The sequence below is a fragment of the Intrasporangium sp. genome, from assembly GCF_035280925.1.
GTDB lineage: Bacteria > Actinomycetota > Actinomycetes > Actinomycetales > Dermatophilaceae > Intrasporangium.
Window position 1 is genome coordinate 66,982 of the sequence record NZ_DATEEY010000059.1, and the last position, 17,071, is coordinate 84,052.

Annotated in this window: 14 protein-coding genes and 3 pseudogenes; 14 read left to right on the plus strand and 3 right to left on the minus strand. The window is 69.4% G+C overall.

Annotation, left to right across the window (positions count from 1 at the left end; all coding sequences use genetic code 11):
* Positions 1-142 precede the first annotated feature (142 nt).
* The 3 genes from hrcA (at position 143) to VJN29_RS06205 (ending at position 3,195) form a co-directional block, all read left to right on the plus strand.
* Positions 143-1,186, plus strand: coding sequence for a heat-inducible transcriptional repressor HrcA (hrcA, locus tag VJN29_RS06195; RefSeq protein WP_324142716.1), 1,044 nt, complete (start codon positions 143-145; stop codon positions 1,184-1,186).
* Positions 1,187-1,316: 130 nt separating this feature from the next.
* Complete coding sequence (gene dnaJ / locus VJN29_RS06200; protein ID WP_324142717.1) at positions 1,317-2,444, plus strand: molecular chaperone DnaJ; 1,128 nt, start codon at positions 1,317-1,319, stop codon at positions 2,442-2,444.
* Between the two features lie 7 nt (positions 2,445-2,451).
* Positions 2,452-3,195 (plus strand): 16S rRNA (uracil(1498)-N(3))-methyltransferase, encoded by a 744-nt coding sequence (locus VJN29_RS06205; protein WP_324142718.1) that lies wholly within the window; start codon positions 2,452-2,454, stop codon positions 3,193-3,195.
* Positions 3,196-3,306: 111 nt separating this feature from the next.
* Here the strand turns inward: VJN29_RS06205 and VJN29_RS06210 are convergent, their stop codons facing one another.
* On the minus strand, positions 3,307-4,485 hold the full coding sequence (locus VJN29_RS06210) for a Gmad2 immunoglobulin-like domain-containing protein (protein ID WP_324142719.1): 1,179 nt from the start codon (positions 4,483-4,485) through the stop codon (positions 3,307-3,309).
* Positions 4,482-5,123, minus strand: a complete 642-nt coding sequence (locus tag VJN29_RS06215) for a SigE family RNA polymerase sigma factor (protein ID WP_324142720.1) — start codon at positions 5,121-5,123, stop codon at positions 4,482-4,484. Before VJN29_RS06215 ends, VJN29_RS06210 begins: the two co-directional genes overlap by 4 nt.
* A gap of 68 nt (positions 5,124-5,191) precedes the next feature.
* Between VJN29_RS06215 and VJN29_RS06220 the strand changes: the two genes are divergently transcribed.
* The 9 genes and pseudogenes from VJN29_RS06220 (at position 5,192) to VJN29_RS06260 (ending at position 12,386) form a co-directional block, all read left to right on the plus strand.
* Positions 5,192-5,545, plus strand: a complete 354-nt coding sequence (locus VJN29_RS06220; protein ID WP_324142721.1) for an HIT domain-containing protein — start codon at positions 5,192-5,194, stop codon at positions 5,543-5,545.
* The gene (locus VJN29_RS06225) at positions 5,545-7,152 is read left to right on the plus strand and encodes a S10 family peptidase (RefSeq protein WP_324142722.1); all 1,608 of its coding nucleotides are present in this window, start codon (positions 5,545-5,547) and stop codon (positions 7,150-7,152) included. Before VJN29_RS06220 ends, VJN29_RS06225 begins: the two co-directional genes overlap by 1 nt.
* 34 nt (positions 7,153-7,186) lie before the next feature.
* Positions 7,187-7,915 (plus strand): annotated as a pseudogene (locus tag VJN29_RS06230) (PhoH family protein); the annotation flags it as partial.
* Positions 7,916-8,263: 348 nt separating this feature from the next.
* A pseudogene (locus VJN29_RS06235) lies at positions 8,264-8,737 on the plus strand (LAGLIDADG family homing endonuclease); the annotation flags it as partial.
* Between the two features lie 252 nt (positions 8,738-8,989).
* Positions 8,990-9,400, plus strand: a pseudogene (locus VJN29_RS06240) (PhoH family protein); the annotation flags it as partial.
* Positions 9,397-9,864: an rRNA maturation RNase YbeY gene (ybeY, locus tag VJN29_RS06245; RefSeq protein ID WP_324142724.1), complete on the plus strand. Its 468-nt coding sequence runs from the start codon at positions 9,397-9,399 to the stop codon at positions 9,862-9,864. The pseudogene VJN29_RS06240 and the gene ybeY, both read left to right, overlap by 4 nt.
* Before the next feature lie 12 nt (positions 9,865-9,876).
* A complete protein-coding gene (locus VJN29_RS06250; protein ID WP_324142725.1) occupies positions 9,877-11,193 on the plus strand; it encodes a hemolysin family protein in 1,317 nt (438 codons plus the stop codon).
* Complete coding sequence (era, locus tag VJN29_RS06255; RefSeq protein WP_324142726.1) at positions 11,174-12,145, plus strand: GTPase Era; 972 nt, start codon at positions 11,174-11,176, stop codon at positions 12,143-12,145. Before VJN29_RS06250 ends, era begins: the two co-directional genes overlap by 20 nt.
* 88 nt (positions 12,146-12,233) lie before the next feature.
* The gene (locus VJN29_RS06260; RefSeq protein ID WP_324142727.1) at positions 12,234-12,386 is read left to right on the plus strand and encodes a hypothetical protein; all 153 of its coding nucleotides are present in this window, start codon (positions 12,234-12,236) and stop codon (positions 12,384-12,386) included.
* A 343-nt stretch (positions 12,387-12,729) separates the two neighbouring features.
* Here the strand turns inward: VJN29_RS06260 and VJN29_RS06265 are convergent, their stop codons facing one another.
* Positions 12,730-13,953, minus strand: a complete 1,224-nt coding sequence (locus VJN29_RS06265; protein WP_324142728.1) for a DMT family transporter — start codon at positions 13,951-13,953, stop codon at positions 12,730-12,732.
* 70 nt (positions 13,954-14,023) lie between these two features.
* Here VJN29_RS06265 and VJN29_RS06270 point away from each other — a divergent pair, with 70 nt between their 5' ends.
* Together VJN29_RS06270 and leuA are read left to right on the plus strand one after the other, a co-directional pair.
* Positions 14,024-14,971, plus strand: coding sequence for a LysR family transcriptional regulator (locus VJN29_RS06270; RefSeq protein WP_324142729.1), 948 nt, complete (start codon positions 14,024-14,026; stop codon positions 14,969-14,971).
* A 201-nt stretch (positions 14,972-15,172) separates the two neighbouring features.
* On the plus strand, positions 15,173-16,948 hold the full coding sequence (gene leuA / locus VJN29_RS06275) for a 2-isopropylmalate synthase (RefSeq protein ID WP_324142730.1): 1,776 nt from the start codon (positions 15,173-15,175) through the stop codon (positions 16,946-16,948).
* Positions 16,949-17,071: the final 123 nt, after the last annotated feature.

The following is a 17,071-nucleotide window of genomic DNA, read 5'->3' on the forward strand; positions in this document are numbered from 1 at the left end:
CTCGGTCGAGTGTGCAGGTGACGCCGCGGCGCGAAGTGCACACTCGACCAGGACGGCCCTGGGCGGAGAGGCTTTCGCGAGGGGACGTGCCACGACGTAGACTTGGCACTCGAGTGACGAGAGTGCCAGCGGGAGGTGAGGAATGAGCGAGGAGCGCAAGCTCATGGTGCTCCGTGCGATCGTGCAGGACTACGTCCAGACCTCCGAGCCCGTGGGCAGCAAGGCGCTCGTCGACCGCCACCACCTCGGCGTCAGCGCCGCGACCGTGCGCAACGACATGGCCCAGCTCGAGGAGGAGGGGCTGATCCACGCGCCCCACACCTCCGCCGGCCGCGTGCCCACCGACGCCGGGTACCGGGTCTTCGTCGACCGGTTGAGCCAGATCAAGCCGCTCAGTGCGGGGGAGCGGCGCGCGATCAGCCAGTTCCTCGAGGGAGCGGTCGACCTCGACGATGTCGTCGACCGGACCGTCCGCCTGCTCGCCGGCTTGACGCGCCAGGTCGCAGTGATGCAGTACCCCTCGCTGACCCGGTCCACGATCCGGCACATCGAGCTCGTCCCGGTCGGCGTCATGCACCTGATGGTCATCCTCATCGTCAACACCGGTCGGGTCGAGCAGCGGGTCGTCGAGGTCCGGGCCCTGCCCACTGGCAGCGCCGGTGAGCAGCTCGTCGCCAGCCTCCGGGCCTCGCTCAACGAGGTGGCTGCCGGTGTGCCCTTCACCGTCGCGGCGACGGAGCTGCGCCACCTCGTGGAGGACGCCCCTGCTGACGAGCGTTCCATCGTGGAGGCCATCGTGTCGGCGCTCAGCGATGCCCTCGTCGAGGAGCGGGAGGAGCGCGTCGTGCTCTCCGGACAGGCGAACCTGGCCCGGCCCGGTGGCGACTTCGCGACGTCGATCGGTCCGATCCTGGAGGCCCTCGAGGAGCACGTGGTGCTGCTGCGCCTGCTCGGACAGCTCGGTGACGACCCGGATGCCGTCTCGGTCCGGATCGGCTCGGAGAACCCCGTCAGCGGACTGCAGAAGACCTCACTTGTCTCGGTGGGGTACGGGTCTGGTCTGGAGCGCGTGGCCAGTTTGGGCGTGCTCGGTCCGACCCGCATGGACTACCCGACGACGATGGCCTCGGTCAGGGCCGTTGCCCGCTACGTGTCGCAGATCCTCGACGAGAACCACACGGGATGACCGTTCGTTGCATCAGGTGAGCGAGCGGCCCTGGCCGGGCGCGGCACCATGAGAGACGACTGACCGAACCCTCTGACCCACCACCGACACACGACCTGGACGCCAGACGAAGATGACAGGAACCACCCGCTTGAACGACTACTACGCCGTCCTCGGTGTCTCCCGTGACGCAAGTCAGGAGGAGATCAAGAAGGCCTACCGTCGGCTCGCCCGCAAGCTGCACCCTGACGTGAACCCCGGGCCCGAGGCGGAGGAGGAGTTCAAGCGCGTCTCTCAGGCGTATGACGTCCTCTCCGACCCGGACAAGCGGCGGTCCTTCGACCTCGGTGCCGACCCGTTCGCCACTGCCGGCGCGGGCTTCGGCACCGGCCCCGGCTTCTCGTTCAGCGATGTCATGGACGCCTTCTTCGGGGCGGGTGCAGCGGCAGGCACGCGGGGTCCCCGTCCACGGGTGCAGCGGGGCCAGGATGCGCTCGTCCGGCTCGACATCGACCTCGCGAAGGCGGTGTTCGGCTCCGAGGAGGAGCTGACCCTCGACACGGCCATCGGCTGCTCGCGCTGTGGCGGCGACGGAGCCGAGCCCGGCACCGGTCGCCAGACCTGCCCGATCTGTCGGGGTCGCGGCGAGATCCAGCAGGTCCAGCGCAGCTTCCTCGGCCAGGTCATGACGTCCCGGCCGTGTGTCAACTGCCAGGGCTACGGCTCCACCCTGACCGACCCGTGCCACGACTGCTCCGGTGACGGCCGGGTCCGCACCCGTCGCACCCTCAAGCTCAAGATTCCCGCCGGCGTCGACACGGGCACCCGCATCCAGCTGACCGGCGAGGGCGAGGTCGGAACCGGCAACGGACCGCAGGGTGACCTCTACGTCGAGATCCGCGTGGCGGGGCACGACACGTACATCCGCCGCGGCGACGACCTGCACTGCACGATCGAGCTGCCCATGGCGGCTGCCGCGATGGGCACGACGCTCAAGCTGTCGACGTTCGACGGGATGCAGGACCTGGAGATCAAGCCCGGCGCCCAGAGCGGTGACGTCATCACGCTCCGCGGCCTCGGAGTCACCCACCTGCGGCACGGCGGACGCGGTGACCTGCTCGTCCACACGACCGTCGTGACGCCGACGCGGCTCACCGAGGAGCAGGAGGACCTGCTCCGGCAGTTCGCGGCCCTGCGCGGCGAGGAGCGGCCCGAGGGCCGCCTGACGCCCAACAAGGGCCTGTTCGGCAAGATCAGGGACGCCTTCAAGGAGAAGTGAGGGTCGCGTGACCCATCAGCTCTTCCTCGGCGATGCTGCCGGGCTGGCTGCAGCCACGCCGGGCGCGACCGTCGTCCTCGACGGCGACGAGGGGCGGCATGCGGCGGCTGTCGTCCGGGTCCGGGTGGGGGAGCGCTACTTCGTGGCCGACGGGCTGGGTCGTCGCGTGCTCGCGGAGGCGGAGCAGGTGGACAGGACGTCGGTGCGCGGGAGGGTCCTCGAAGTCGTCGACGAGCCGGAGCCCGCGGTGCGGTTCGTGCTCGTCCAGGCCCTCGCCAAGGGTGATCGAGACGAGCAGGCGATCGAGGCGGCGACCGAGCTCGGCGTCGACGAGGTGGTGCCGTGGGCAGCCGAGCGCTCGATCGTCGTGTGGCGTGGCGACCGGGCCGCCAAGTCCTTGGCGAAGTGGGCCTCCGTCGTGACCCGGGCCTCGAAGCAGTCCCGACGAGCCCGTATGCCGCTCACCTCCTCCCCGGTCGACCTCCCTTCGCTGGTCGGCCGGGTCGGCACGGCGGCGCTGACCCTCGTCCTCCACGAGGACGCCACGGAGCCGCTCGCTGGGGTCGAGGTGCCGGAGTCCGGCGATGTGCTGGTCGTCGTCGGACCGGAGGGTGGGATCTCGGACCGGGAGCTGGAAGCTCTGGAGGCAGCGGGCGCGCGGACCGTGCGGCTCGGTTCGACGATCCTGCGTTCCTCGTCCGCTGGGCCGGCCACGCTCGCGGTGCTCAACGCCAGGTCGCGCTGGCGCTAGCCGATCGAGCGTGCAACTTCTGCCGGATCTGCCCACGGTCACGGCGGGCTGGTAGCGCAGAAGTTGCACACTCGATCGTTCGGTGTGTGGCGGTGGGGTGGAGCGGCCGGGTCAGCGGACGGTGAAGGACTTCGTGTCGACGTGCGCACCGCCACCTTCGGCGCCGCCGGACGGGTCATCCGTCGACATCCTGACGACATAGTCGCCGGCAGGCAGAGTGTGCTCGAACGCGAACTCCCCGAAGCCGCCGGTGCCCGTACCACCCATGGCGTTTCCCTCGGCCACCACGGTCCCGCCCTGCCGGGTGATCTGCCACAGGAAGTTGGCCTCGAACGAGGTGCCGAAGCCCCTGAACTGCACTCGGCGAGTCGACAGCCTCTGCCCTTCCTCAGGGACCAGCACCCAGACATGCGACTGGACCTCGGCCTGGGGCGCCCGGGCGATCGGGTCGCCGAGCTGTACCGCACCCCAGGCCTCAGCCGGCTGACCGTCGACGAGGATCGTCACGGTCCGGACAGGGGTCCCGGCCATTTGGGCCGCAGCGGTCGCCGTGTAGACGAGCTGCTGGACGGCCCGGTCGGCGAGCTCGCTGCCGACGTTCGTCCCCGAGATGGCGTCGGCGGAGAGGTCCACGGTCAGCCCGTCACCCTGCCGCGTGACCTCCACGCGGGACGCAGGTCGCCACGGCGTGAGGTAGTCGGGGTCGCGAGGCTGCATCGCCGTCATGGCGGTCACCGCCGAGTCGACCTGCCCGCCGGTGTCCGGCACGGTGCGGAACTCGCGGAACAGGCGCGGCGCACCGCCTGTCTGCCCGATCCAGTAGACCGGGATCCCGTCGATCGATCCCTGTGGCGGATCCGTCGTCGCAGCGCCGGTGGTGGGAGGGGCGGTCGGGGGGACGGGCACGATCGGCGGAGACGGGGACGGCGACCTCGGTGTCGTCGGTGACGGCGAGGGTGCAGCCGTGTTCGTGGATGTCGTCTGCGAGGGAGCCGGCGGCGGGGCGTCAGGGCGGCCGGCGAGCCAGAGCGTGCCCCCGGCCACGAGCGCGACCGCGGCCGCCGCCGCGAGGATCGTCCACCGCTGCTGTCCGGACGGGTGCTGGCCCCCCACCGGGCCGGCCTCATGGGCCGCGGAGAGGATCGCGTCAAGGCGCTCGCCGGGCTGGAAGGACCGTGCGTCGTCGGCCAGCGCGTCTCGCAGTCCCGCCTCGATGGCCCGGAGGTCCGCGCCGATCACCACGGGCTCTGCGTCGGGGTCGGTCCGTCGACGGCTGTCGTCGGGGTTCATGACTGCTCCACCTCGGGGTTGGGGTACTGGTGGGGGCCGCGCGGGGGCATGCCCTGCCGGAGCGAGCTGAGGCCCCGGTGGGCATGGGCCTTGACCGAGCCCGGAGCGATCCCGAGCGCTTCCGCGATCTGTGCCTCGGACAGGTCGGCGTAGTAGCGAAGGACGAGAACCTCCCGCTGACGAGCGGGTAGCCCGCGCAGCGCCTCGATCATCGCGCCGCGTTCGGCCGCGTTGAGCACCTGGGTCTCGGCGCTGTCGGCGCTCCGTCGGTCCGGAAGGTCCGCAGCGCCGGCGTCACGCTTCCATTGCCGGTCGACGACGACCTGGTGGCGTTGTACCGAGCGGCAGGTGTTGACCACCGCGGTGTGGAGGTACCCGACGGCTCCTCCGGTCTGCCGGATCGAGCGCCAGTTGCGGTGCGTCGCGACAAAGGCGTCCTGGACCGCGTCCTCCGCTGCGCCCTGGTCATGGAGCAGCAGCCACGCGAGCCGCACGAGCCGGTGCCAGTGCGCGGCGTAGAGCTCCGTGATCGCCCGGTCCGGGTCGTCCGGAAGGTCGGTCGCGGACGCGCCCCTTCCGGGCGAGGGGTCGCTCCCGGACGACGCGCGGTCCTCGGCGTCGTGCGAGGTCGCAGCCATGCCCCACGTTCTCACGATGAGGGGACGCCCAGGTGCGTGGTTCGGTTGACATCTTTAGGGTGGCGATCATGACCGCCACTCCAGGGCAGGACGACTGCCTCTTCTGCAAGATCATCGCCGGCGAGATCCCGTCGGACCGGGTTGCCGAGAGCGAGCATGCCGTTGCCTTCCGGGACATCAACCCGGCTGCTCCCGTCCACGTGCTCGTCGTGCCGAGGCGGCACGAACCGACCATCGGTGCTCTGGCGGCCGCCTCCCCAGCGGACCTCGCTGCCCTGTTCGAGCTCGTCGCCGAGGTCGCTGCCAAGGAGGGTGTCGACGAGCACCATCGGCTCGTCTTCAACACGGGCACCGACGCCGGGCAGACGATCTTCCACGCCCACGGCCACGTGCTGGGCGGCAAGACCTTCACCGAGCGCTGATGCCAGACGAGAACCCGGCCGGGAAGCCGCTCGGCGAGAAGGAGTCCCAGCAGCCCGGACCGGAGGCCCAGCACCCGCAGTCCAAGGACACACAGTCCAAGGACACACAGGCCAAGGACACACAGGGCAAGGACGGCTCGACCACCGAAACGGATCGCAAGAAGCCGGAGGTGGAGCCGAAGGACGACCTCGTCACCACGAAGCACGTCCTGCGGGTCGGACGACGGCGGCTCAGGTACACCGCGTTGGCCGGACGCGTCGTGCTCCGCGAGGAGGAGCACAAGGACGGCACCTTCGGTGGGCACCCGGCGCGCGCGGAGCTGTCCATGACGAGCTACACGCTCGACGACGCCGACCCACACACCCGGCCGGTGGTCTTCGCGTTCAACGGTGGACCCGGCAGCTCGAGCGTGTGGCTGCACCTGGGCCTCCTCGGTCCCCGCCGCGTCGTCATGGGAGATGTCGGCGATCTCAAGCCACCGCCCTACGACCTGGTCGACAATCCCGAGTCGCTGCTCGCCGTCGCGGACCTGGTCTTCATCGACCCGATGTCCACGGGTTTCAGCCGTGCGGTCGAGGGCGGCAAGCCGGGTGAGTACCACGGGTACCAGCGGGACGTGGAGCACGTCGCCGAGCTCATCCGGCTCTGGACATCGCGCAACGGACGCTGGATGTCGCCGAAGTTCGTCGCGGGCGAGTCCTACGGGACGCTCCGCGGCGCAGCGCTGGCCGCCCACCTCCAGGATCGCTACGGCATGTACCTCAACGGGCTGATCCTCATCAGCAGCGTCCTCGACCTGTCGTCCATCGACTTCGAGAAGCAGCGCAACGACCGTGCGCACGCGCTCTACCTGCCGACGTACGCCGCGATCGCGCACTACCACGGCAAGCACGGACGCCGCTCCCTCCGATCCGTCCTCACGGAGGCCGAGGCGTATGCCGCTCGCGACCTCCCGTGGGCCCTGTCCCAGGGTGCCCGGCTGGGACCCGACGACCGTGCTGCGGCCGTCTCCACTCTGGCGAGGCTGTCCGGGTTGTCGGAGGACTACGTCGATCGCTGCGACCTGCGGATCGAGCACTGGCGCTACTTCACCGAGCTGCTGCGGGACCGGCACCTCGCCGTCGGGCGCCTCGACGCCCGGTTCACCGGGCCGGCCGCGAGCGCCATCGCCGAGAACATGGACGCCGACCCGTCCCACGACGCGATCATGGGCCCCTATGCCGCGGCCTGGAACCACTACGTCCGAGACGAGCTCGGCTACCAGTCGGACCTGCACTACGAGCAGATCACCTCGCGGGTCCAGCCGTGGTCGTTCAAGGACTTCGAGGGCCGCCCCGTCGACGTCTCGGACCGCCTCGAGCGCGCGATGCGGCAGAACCCGCACCTGCGGGTCCACGTCGCCTACGGCTACTACGACGGCGCGACCCCTCACTTCGCGGCCGAGCACGTCTTCGCCAAGCTCCGGCTGCCGGACTCCCTCCGGGCCAACATCGAGCACGCCTATTACGAGGCGGGCCACATGATGTACGTCCACGAGCCGTCGCGAGTCCAGCAGAGCAGTGACCTCGCCGAGTTCGTGGTGAGGTCGTCCGGTCTGCCCACGTAGACCCCACGTAGACCCCACGTAGACTCGACCCACGATGACTGACGCCGATGATCCGTTCGATACCGACCTTCCCATCACGGCGGACCCCCGCGATGCCCACCGGCTGACCAGGGAGATGCCGCCGCCGATCGAGATGGTGTCCCTGCTCGGACCGCGCGATGAGCTCCTGCGCACCATGGAACGTCAGTTCCCGCTGGTCGACACCCACGTGCGCGGCAACGAGATGACCTTCCAGGGACCGGCAGGCGAGCTCGAGATCATCGACCGGCTCCTCGACGAGCTGCTCGTCATCGTCGAGGCGGGCCAGCCACTCAACCGCGACGCCGTCGAGCGCTCCATCTCGATGCTCCGCAACCAGACGGCGGAGCGGCCTGCCGATGTCCTGACGATGAACATCGTCAGCCACCGGGGCCGCACCGTCCGGCCGAAGACGCTGAACCAGAAGCGCTACGTCGACGCCATCGACGAGCACACCATCGTCTTCGGCATCGGTCCCGCCGGCACCGGCAAGACCTACCTCGCGATGGCCAAGGCGGTGGCGGCCCTGCAGGCCAACCAGGTCGACCGCATCATCCTGACCAGGCCGGCGGTCGAGGCCGGTGAGCGCCTCGGCTTCCTCCCCGGCACGCTCAACGAGAAGATCGACCCCTACCTCCGGCCGCTCTATGACGCGCTCCACGACATGCTCGCGCCGGAGACGATCCCCAAGCTCATGGCCTCCGGAACGATCGAGGTGGCTCCATTGGCCTACATGCGTGGCCGAGCGCAGCCGCTCGACAGCCAGGTGCTCACGCCGACGGGTTTTCGCCCCATGGGCTCTCTCGAGGTGGGCGATCTCGTCGTCGGCTCCGACGGCCTGCCCACGGTCGTCCTGGGCGTGTACCCGCAGGGCGCCAAGGATGTCTATCGCGTTACGACCCAAGATGGCGCGTCGACGCTCTGCTGTGGCGAGCACCTCTGGACGGTGCGCACGCCGGAGGACAAGCGCAGCAACCGCTGGCGCACCCTCCAGACCCAGGACATGATCGGCGAGCTGCGGCGTGGCCACATCCGACGTTACGAGCTCCCGTTGGTCGGTCCGGTGGAGTTCTACAGTGCCGGAAAGCTGCCCATGGATCCGTACGCGCTCGGACTGCTCCTGGGAGACGGGTGCCTGACGACGCAGACGACGCCGTCGTTCACGACAGCCGACCCTGAGCTCATCGAGTACCTCGACGAGCGCATCGATGGCGTCGAACCACAGCACAAGAGCGGACATGACTATGTGCTGCGCAGACCCGGAGTTGGGCGCGGGGGACTGGCCACAGCAAACCCGGTGACAGCCGTCCTGCGGGACCTCGGGCTCGCGGGGGCCCGGTCGGCGACCAAGTTCGTTCCCAAGCGGTACCTCCACGCTTCGGCAACCGTTCGCAACGAGCTGCTGAAGGGCCTGCTCGACACCGACGGCGGACCGGTCGTACAGTCGGGCCGATCGTGTCGAGTGCAGTACACGACAACGTCGCCGCAGTTGCGTGACGACGTGGTGTTCCTCGTGCGTTCACTCGGAGGAGTCGCCTACTGGAGGACCCGAACGGCGGCGGGGCGCCAGCCCGGCTACGCCAACGGTCGACCGGTGCCGTACAGGAACGACGCCTTCGTCGTGGACATCCGGCTCCCCGTCGGCATCCCGGCTTTCCGTCTGAGGCGGAAGCGGGATCTCTTCGACGTGACGGGCGGCGGACGGCCCATGCGACACATCGAATCGATCGAGTACGTCGGGGTCCAAGAGGTGCAATGCATCCAAGTCGCGTCTCAGGACTCCCTCTACGTCACCGATGACTTCCTCGTCACGCACAACACGCTGAACTCGGCATTCATCATCCTCGACGAGGCACAGAACACGTCGATGGAGCAGATGAAGATGTTCCTGACCCGGCTGGGCTTCGGATCCAAGATGGTCGTCACGGGCGACATCACCCAGGTGGACCTGCCGGGCGGCACCCGGTCCGGGCTTCGGGTGGTCCGCGACATCCTGGACGACATCGACGACATCCACTTCGCCGAGCTGACCTCCAACGACGTCGTCCGTCACCGGCTCGTCAGTGCCATCGTCGACGCGTACGACCGGGAGGACGCTCGCGCACGGCGCCGCGACGCCCGCGCGGCGAAGGAGGCGGCCGCCAAGCCGGCCGGCCAGCGGCGGCGAGCCCAGCGGCATACGGCATCGTCCCCTGCGCAGGCCCCGCCCGCTCACGAGGACCTGGCATGAGCATCGACGTCCTCAACGAGACCGACGAAGCGGTCGACGAGCTCGAGCTGCTGTCCTGCGCCCGGTACGTCTTGGAGCAGATGCGCGTGCATCCGCAGGCCGACCTCTGCATCAAGCTCGTCGACGAGCCCGCGATGGAGGTGCTCCACGAGCAGTGGATGGACCTGCCCGGGCCGACCGACGTCATGAGCTTCCCCATGGACGAGCTGCGACCCGGCAAGGAGGGGCACGAGCCCGAGGAGGGGACGCTGGGGGACATCGTGCTCTGCCCGTCGGTGGCTGGGCGCCAGGCCACGGAGGCGGGGCACGCGGCGATCGAGGAGATGCTGCTGCTGACGACGCACGGGATCCTGCATCTGCTCGGCTACGACCACGCGGAACCGGAGGAGGAGCGCGAGATGTTCGAGCTCCAGCGGCAGCTCCTGCTGACCTACCTGGCCACCCGCAACAGACCGGTCGACTGAGGCCCGAGCCCGATGTTCCCGCAACTGGTCATTACGGCCCTCATCAGCATCGTCGTCGCCTTCCTCCTGTCGGCCGCCGAGGCAGCCATCTTCCGGATGTCGCGCGTCCGCGCCCAGGAGCTCTACGACGAGGGCCGCTCCGGCGCGAAGTCCCTCGTGACGGTCGTCGCCGAGTCGCCGCCCTACATCTCCGTCATCGCGTTCGTCCGTGTGGTGGCCGAGGCGACCACGGCCGTCCTCGTCACCCTGGCCGTGGCCGAGGCGGCCGACTCGATGGTCAAGGCGCTGCTCCTCAGCATTGCGATCATGGCGGTCGTCTCCTTCGTCATCGTCGGCGTCTCGCCGCGCACCCTCGGGCGACAGAACTTCGAGGCCGTGGCACTGTGGAGCGCGCCCTTCGCCGTGGGCCTGCACCGGGTGCTCGGCCCGCTGGCCCGGCTCCTCGTCGTCCTCGGCAACGCCGTGACGCCCGGCAAGGGCTATCGCGACGGCCCGTTCCAGACCGAGTCGGAGCTGCGTGACCTGCTCGACCGGGCCGGGGAGTCGGAGGTCATCGAGGCGGAGGAGCGCGAGATGATCCACTCCGTCTTCGAGCTCGGTGACACGGTGGCGCGTGCCGTCATGGTCCCGCGCACCGACATGGTCGTCATCGAGCACGACAAGCCGTTGCGCAGCGCGATGTCGCTCTTCCTGCGCTCCGGGTTCTCCCGCATCCCCGTGGTGGGCGAGGACACCGACGACATCCTTGGCCTGCTGTACTTCAAGGACGTCGCCCGCCGGCTCAACGCTGCCCCCGAGGACGCCCGCCGACCGGTGACCATCGTGATGCGGCCGATGCACTTCATCCCCGAGAGCAAGCCCGTCGACGACCTCCTGCGGGAGATGCAGCGCGAGCAGAACCACTTCGCCATCGTCGTCGACGAGTACGGCGGTACTGCCGGCCTCATCACGATCGAGGACATCATCGAGGAGATCGTCGGCGAGATCGCGGACGAGCACGATCGCGAGTCGCCCGGCGTGGAGGCCCTGGAGGACGGGACGCTGCGCGTGCCGGCGTCGCTGGACATCGACGACCTCGCCGAGATCTTCGACGTGACGATCGACGAGGAGGACGTCGACACCGTCGGCGGCCTGCTCACCAAGGTGATTGGTCGGGTCCCCATCGTCGGCTCCTCCGGCACCGTGTCCGGACTGACGCTGACGGCCGAGCGGATGGCGGGCCGCCGTCACCGGGTGGCGTCGGTGATCGTCCACCGCGCCAGACCGGAGGAGGCCGAGGCCGCCTTGGCCCCGGAGACGGAGGATGCCCATGGCCACTCACGATCCTGACGGTGCGCCGGCCAGCGGAGGCGGCTCTGCTCCAGACCCCCAGCAGGGGTATCGGGCCGGGTTTGCCTGCCTCATCGGCCGGCCCAATGCAGGCAAGTCGACCCTGACCAACGCCCTCGTCGGGCAGAAGGTCGCCATCACCAGCTCGAAGCCGCAGACGACGAGGCACACGATCCGGGGCATCGCGACGACGCCGACGGCCCAGCTGATCCTCGTGGACACCCCGGGCCTGCACAAGCCACGCACGCTGCTCGGGGAGCGGCTCAACGACCTCGTCCGGGAGACGCTCCTCGAGGTCGACGTCATCGGCTTCTGCCTGCCCGCAGACCAGCGGATCGGCCCGGGGGACACGTTCATCGCCAACGAGCTGGCGGAGCTGCGTCGGGTCCGTCGCCGCCCCGTCGTCGCCGTCGCCACGAAGGCCGACGCCGTCGACCGGGAGCGCGTGGCCGAGCACCTCATCGCCATCGACCAGCTCGGGGACTGGGATGCGATCATCCCGTGCTCGGCCGTGTCGGGCGAGCAGGTCGAAGTGGTGCGCGACGTCCTGTCGTCCTACCTGCCGGAGTCGCCGCAGCTCTACCCGGACGGTGTCCTCACCGACGAGCCGGAGGCGGTGATGATCGCCGAGCTCGTCCGCGAGGCAGCCCTGGAGGGCGTGCGTGACGAGCTGCCGCACTCGTTGGCCGTCGTCGTGGAGGAGATGGTGCCGCGCGAAGGGCGCTCGGAGGACAACCCGCTGCTCGACGTTCGGGTCAACGTCTTCGTCGAGCGGCCGAGTCAGAAGGCGATCGTCATCGGCCGGGGTGGCTCGCGACTGCGCGAGGTCGGCACGAACGCTCGCAAGGCCATCGAGGCGCTCCTCGGCCAGAAGGTCTTCCTCGACCTCCACGTCAAGGTGGCCAAGGACTGGCAGCGCGACCCGAAACAGCTCCAGCGGCTCGGTTTCTGACAACAGCCCATGCCGTATGGCGCTGAGCTCGCTCCGCGTGGCAGGCAGGGTTGCGACGTGCCTCGTAGACTTGGAGCGGGAGGCCACCATGAGCGTTCAGCCCGACCATGAGTTCGAGGTCCTCGAGGACGACCAGAGCGTTCCACCGCGTCCAGAGGAGCTCATCGCCGACGCCGGCCGCGCGTGGGAAGGCGGGGCCGTGCCGCCACCTGACGAGAGCGAGCCCGCCGCTGGCGGATGATGCGCGGTTCGCGAGCAACGTTGTGGGGGCTCGGCGTGTCCTTGAGGGTGCATACATCCGCGTCTCGTCAAGGAGTGACCATGCGGTTCCTGCCCCTCAAGGCATTCCTCGCCATTCTCGTGCTCGGCACGGGAGCGTGCGCCGCGCCGCCGAGCGGGGACGGTCGTGCGGACGCGGACTCCAATGTGGTCGTCGTGCAGGATTTCCCGGTGGGTCCCCTCGGGAGCCCTCCACCGGACGACGACGACATTGGAGGTGCGCTCATGTCACTCGTCGACGAGCAACCCACCCGATGGGGCGGGGTCTACGGCGAGGGCGACCGGCTCGTCATCGCCTACGTCGGTCAGACGCGTGAAGAGGCGCTCGGGACAGTCGCCGAACGCGTCGGCTCGGTTCCCTTTGTTGAGGTGCGCGCGGCCTCGGTCAGCGTCAGCGACCTGCGGCGCGCGAGGGACGTCGTCATCTCCGTGCTCGGAGACGGACCTGGATTCGTCATGGTGGGCCTGTCGTACGCCCGGGCGGCCGTTCTCACGGAGGTCACCGGTGACGCCGCCGAGGCTGCAAACCTCCTCCGCGGCAAGGTGCCCGGCCCGGTGCGAGTCCTGGTCAGGGGTGGGGCGGAAGCTAACACGCTGCCCTTCTCACCGGCTCCACTGAGCTGACGCCGCGCCATCCTGGGTAGCACCGGCAACTGGACGACGACGACCCCGGCGAGGATGACGAGGCCACCGGTCAGCTGGACAGGCGTCATCGACTCGCCGTAGACCAGGGCGACGGCCCCGGCCGCGACGAGCGGCTCGATGCTCGAGAGGATCCCGCCGGTCGCGGCGCCCACGCGGGTGATGCCGCGTTGATGCAGGAGCATCGCCAGGATCGTCCCCACGACGACGTAGGTGACGACCCAGCCGAGCACGACCGGGTTGGGCTCCAGCGCGATTGGCTGGCCGGACGCCACGGTGAAGATCGTGACGGAGGCCAGCGCAGACGTTGTCACGATTGCCATGAGCAGGAACACATCCGCGTCGACCGGCAGCGACGAGGCGACGATCGTGTAGACCGCGTAGGTCACGGCCGCGGTGAGGGCGAGCCCGATGCCGACGGGGGAGACCGACGAGAAGCCGCCGAGCCCGAGGAGCAGGAGCATGCCGGCGCCGGAGCAGCCGAGCGCGACGAGGCGTCGGCGCGGGGGTGGCTCCCGGCGAGTGAGGAACCCGATGAGCGCGATGATCGCCGGATACGTGTAGACGAGGAGCGCCGCAAGGCCGGCGTCCATCACGGCGACGGCGCCGAAGTACGTCAGCGCCTGCACCGCGTAGCCGATTGCACCCAGCCCGATGCAGGTGAGCACGATGCGACGGCTCACCCGTGCCTGGCGACGGAGCGCTACCAGCGACCAGAACACGCCGGCTCCGATGGCGAAGCGCCACAGCGTGAGCGTCGCGACCTCGATGTCGTTGGCGTAGGCGCCCTTGGCGAAGACGACGGACAGCGCATAGCAGCAGGCAGCTCCCATGACGAGGATTGCGCCCATGGGGTCGACGCGGGGTCTGGTGGTCGGCTGGCTCACGAGGAGACCGTATGCCGCTCACCTCCTATCGAGATATCCTGAGTTTCCTTTCACATCCATAGGGAAAACCTTGGCCACGATCCATCAGTTCCGCGTCTTCCTGGCGGCGTACGAGCTCGGCTCGCTCACTGCAGCGGCGGCACGACTGGGCTACGCCCAGCCGACCGTGTCCGAGCAGGTACGGCTGCTCGAGCGCTCGCTCGGCGCACGTCTCTTCGAGCGGGTCGGCCGCGGACTCGTTCCCACGGAGGCAGCCCACGCCCTGCGCCCCCACGCCGAGCGCGCCCTCGTCGCTGCCGACGCCGCAGCAGGTGCCGTCCGATCGGTGAACCAGCTCGAGTCGGGCACGATCCGTTTCGGCGTCTTCGGCGCCTCGCGGCTCTATCTCGGGTCATCCGTCGTGCTCGAGCTCCTCCGACGGCACCCAGGCGTTCGGGTCGAGCTCGTCGGCCGGCACTCGACCGACGTCATCGACCAGCTGCGCCGCGGCCGCATGGAGGCCGCGGCAACCGCGCTTCCCGTCGACGATCCGACGCTGGAGGTTCACCCCGTCTTCAATGACGAGCTCGTCTACGTCAGCGCCCACGCGGACCGGATCGCCGCGCCCGTCACGGGCGCCCGGCTCGGCGAGGCGCCCCTCGCCCTCGCCTGGGCGAGCTGGGTCAACGACCCGACCCGCGCGGCAATCGCCACCCTGGTTCAGTCGGCCGGCGGCAGCCTGCAGGCTCGGGTCGAAGTGGAGGACCTCGAGACGACCATCGAGCTCACCGCGAGCGGGGAGGCCGACACGGTGGTCTCACTCGGCGTCCTGGCCCAGCTCGGCGAGCGGGTCCCGCGGCGCCTCGGCTGGGCGCCAATCCGGCCGAGGCAGTACGACCGCTTCGCGATTGTCCACCGCCGCGATGCGGTGCTGTCCCCGGCGACGCAGCTCATGGTCGAGCTCGTCACGGCTCAGATGCAGGCGGTCGCGGACAAAGCCAAGCGCCTCGGGCGCACCCGGGCACCCAACGCTCGGTGAGACGCTTGGCGGTCTCAGGATCCGGGCGCCCGAGCCCGCGTGGTGGACGAAGCGAGCTCAGCGGCATACGGTGAATTCATGCGTTCGGCGCTGCTCCTCCTTCGCTGCCGCGACGAGGCCTGACCCCGGCCCCCCTCGTCGCGGAGTTTCTCGTGTCCGGCCGGACACCCAAGAGAGACACAGAGACGAGAGAGCGAAGCGATGATCCACTCACAGCAGACGTCCGGGATGCCGTTCCAGAAGTATGTCCCCTTCCACGAGCAGATTCCGTTCGACCTGCCCGACCGCACCTGGCCGACGAAGCGGATCGAGCAGGCCCCGCGTTGGTGTGCGGTTGACCTGCGGGACGGCAACCAGGCCCTCATCGACCCGATGAACTCCGAGCGCAAGCTGCGCATGTTCCAGCTGCTGGTCGCGATGGGCTACAAGGAGATCGAGGTCGGCTTCCCCTCGGCGAGCCAGACCGACTACGACTTCGTCCGCGAGCTCATCGAGGGTGGCCACATCCCCGACGACGTGACGATCCAGGTGCTGACGCAGTGCCGTGACCAGTTGATCGAGCGCACCTACGACGCGATCCGCGGCGCGAAGCAGGCCATCGTGCACTTCTACAACTCGACCTCGGTCCTCCAGCGGCGCGTCGTCTTCGGTCTCGACCAGGACGGCATCATCGACATCGCCCTGCAGGCCGCGCGGCTGTGCCGGAAGCTCGAGGAGACGATCCCGGACACGACGGTCTACTACGAGTACTCGCCCGAGTCCTACACCGGCACCGAGCTCGACTTCGCGGTGCGGATCTGCAACGAGGTCATCAACGTGATCGACCCGACGCCGGACCACAAGATGATCGTCAACCTGCCGGCGACGGTGGAGATGATCACGCCGAACGTCTACGCCGACTCCATCGAGTGGATGGTCCGCAACCTCGACCGGCGCGAGTCGGTCGTCGTGTCGCTGCACCCGCACAACGACCGCGGGACGGGCGTGGCGGCGGCCGAGCTGGGCTACCTCGCGGGTGCCGACCGCATCGAGGGCTGTTTGTTCGGCAATGGCGAGCGCACCGGCAACGTCGACCTCGTCACGCTCGGCATGAACATGTTCAGCCAGGGCATCGACCCGCAGATCGACTTCAGCGCGATCGACGAGATCCGCCGCACCGTCGAGTACTGCAACCAGCTCCCGGTGGGTGAGCGGCACCCCTACGGCGGCGACCTCGTCTTCACCGCCTTCTCCGGCTCGCACCAGGACGCCATCAAGAAGGGCTTCGAGGCGATGGAGGTCGAGGCCAAGGAGAAGGGCACCAGCGTCGACGACCTCGTCTGGGGCGTGCCGTACTTGCCGATCGACCCGCACGATCTCGGCCGCTCCTACGAGGCGGTCGTCCGCGTCAACAGCCAGTCGGGTAAGGGCGGCGTCTCGTACATCATGAAGAGCGAGCACCAGATGGACCTGCCGCGCCGCCTGCAGATCGAGTTCTCCGGTGTCGTCCAGCGCGGCGTCGACCAGGATGGGGGAGAGGTCACTCCGGCCGAGCTGTGGGCGAGGTTCCAGGACGAGTACCTGCCGAACCCGGACGCACCCTGGGGCCGCTTCGAGCTCGTCAACGTCGTCACCGACTCGACCGTCGACGGGGACAGCAGCATCGAGGCGAGCCTCATCGACAACGGTGAGCCGATCACTGTCTCCGGACGGGGCAACGGCCCGATCGCGGCGTTCCTCGACGCCTTCATGACCATCGACGGCGCGCCGGACATGCGGGTCCTTGACTACGCCGAGCACGCGCTCTCCGCTGGTGGCGACGCCCGGGCGGCTGCCTACGTCGAGTGCGCGATCGGCGAGCGGGTGCTCTGGGGTGTGGGTGTCGACCCGTCCATCGTCAACGCGTCGCTCAAGGCCGTGGTGTCGGCGGTGAACCGGGCCGTCCGCGACCGCCTGGCCGCTGAGGCGGTGGGTTCAGAGATCAACGCCGTGGGATAGGCGCGACGCGTCGCACAGACCCCGGTTGGCAGGGCATGGACACGCAACCGCCGACCGGGGTCTCGGCGGACGCCGACGTGCGGTCGCTCCCCCGTGGCCTGCTCCGGTCAGCGATAGCCCGAC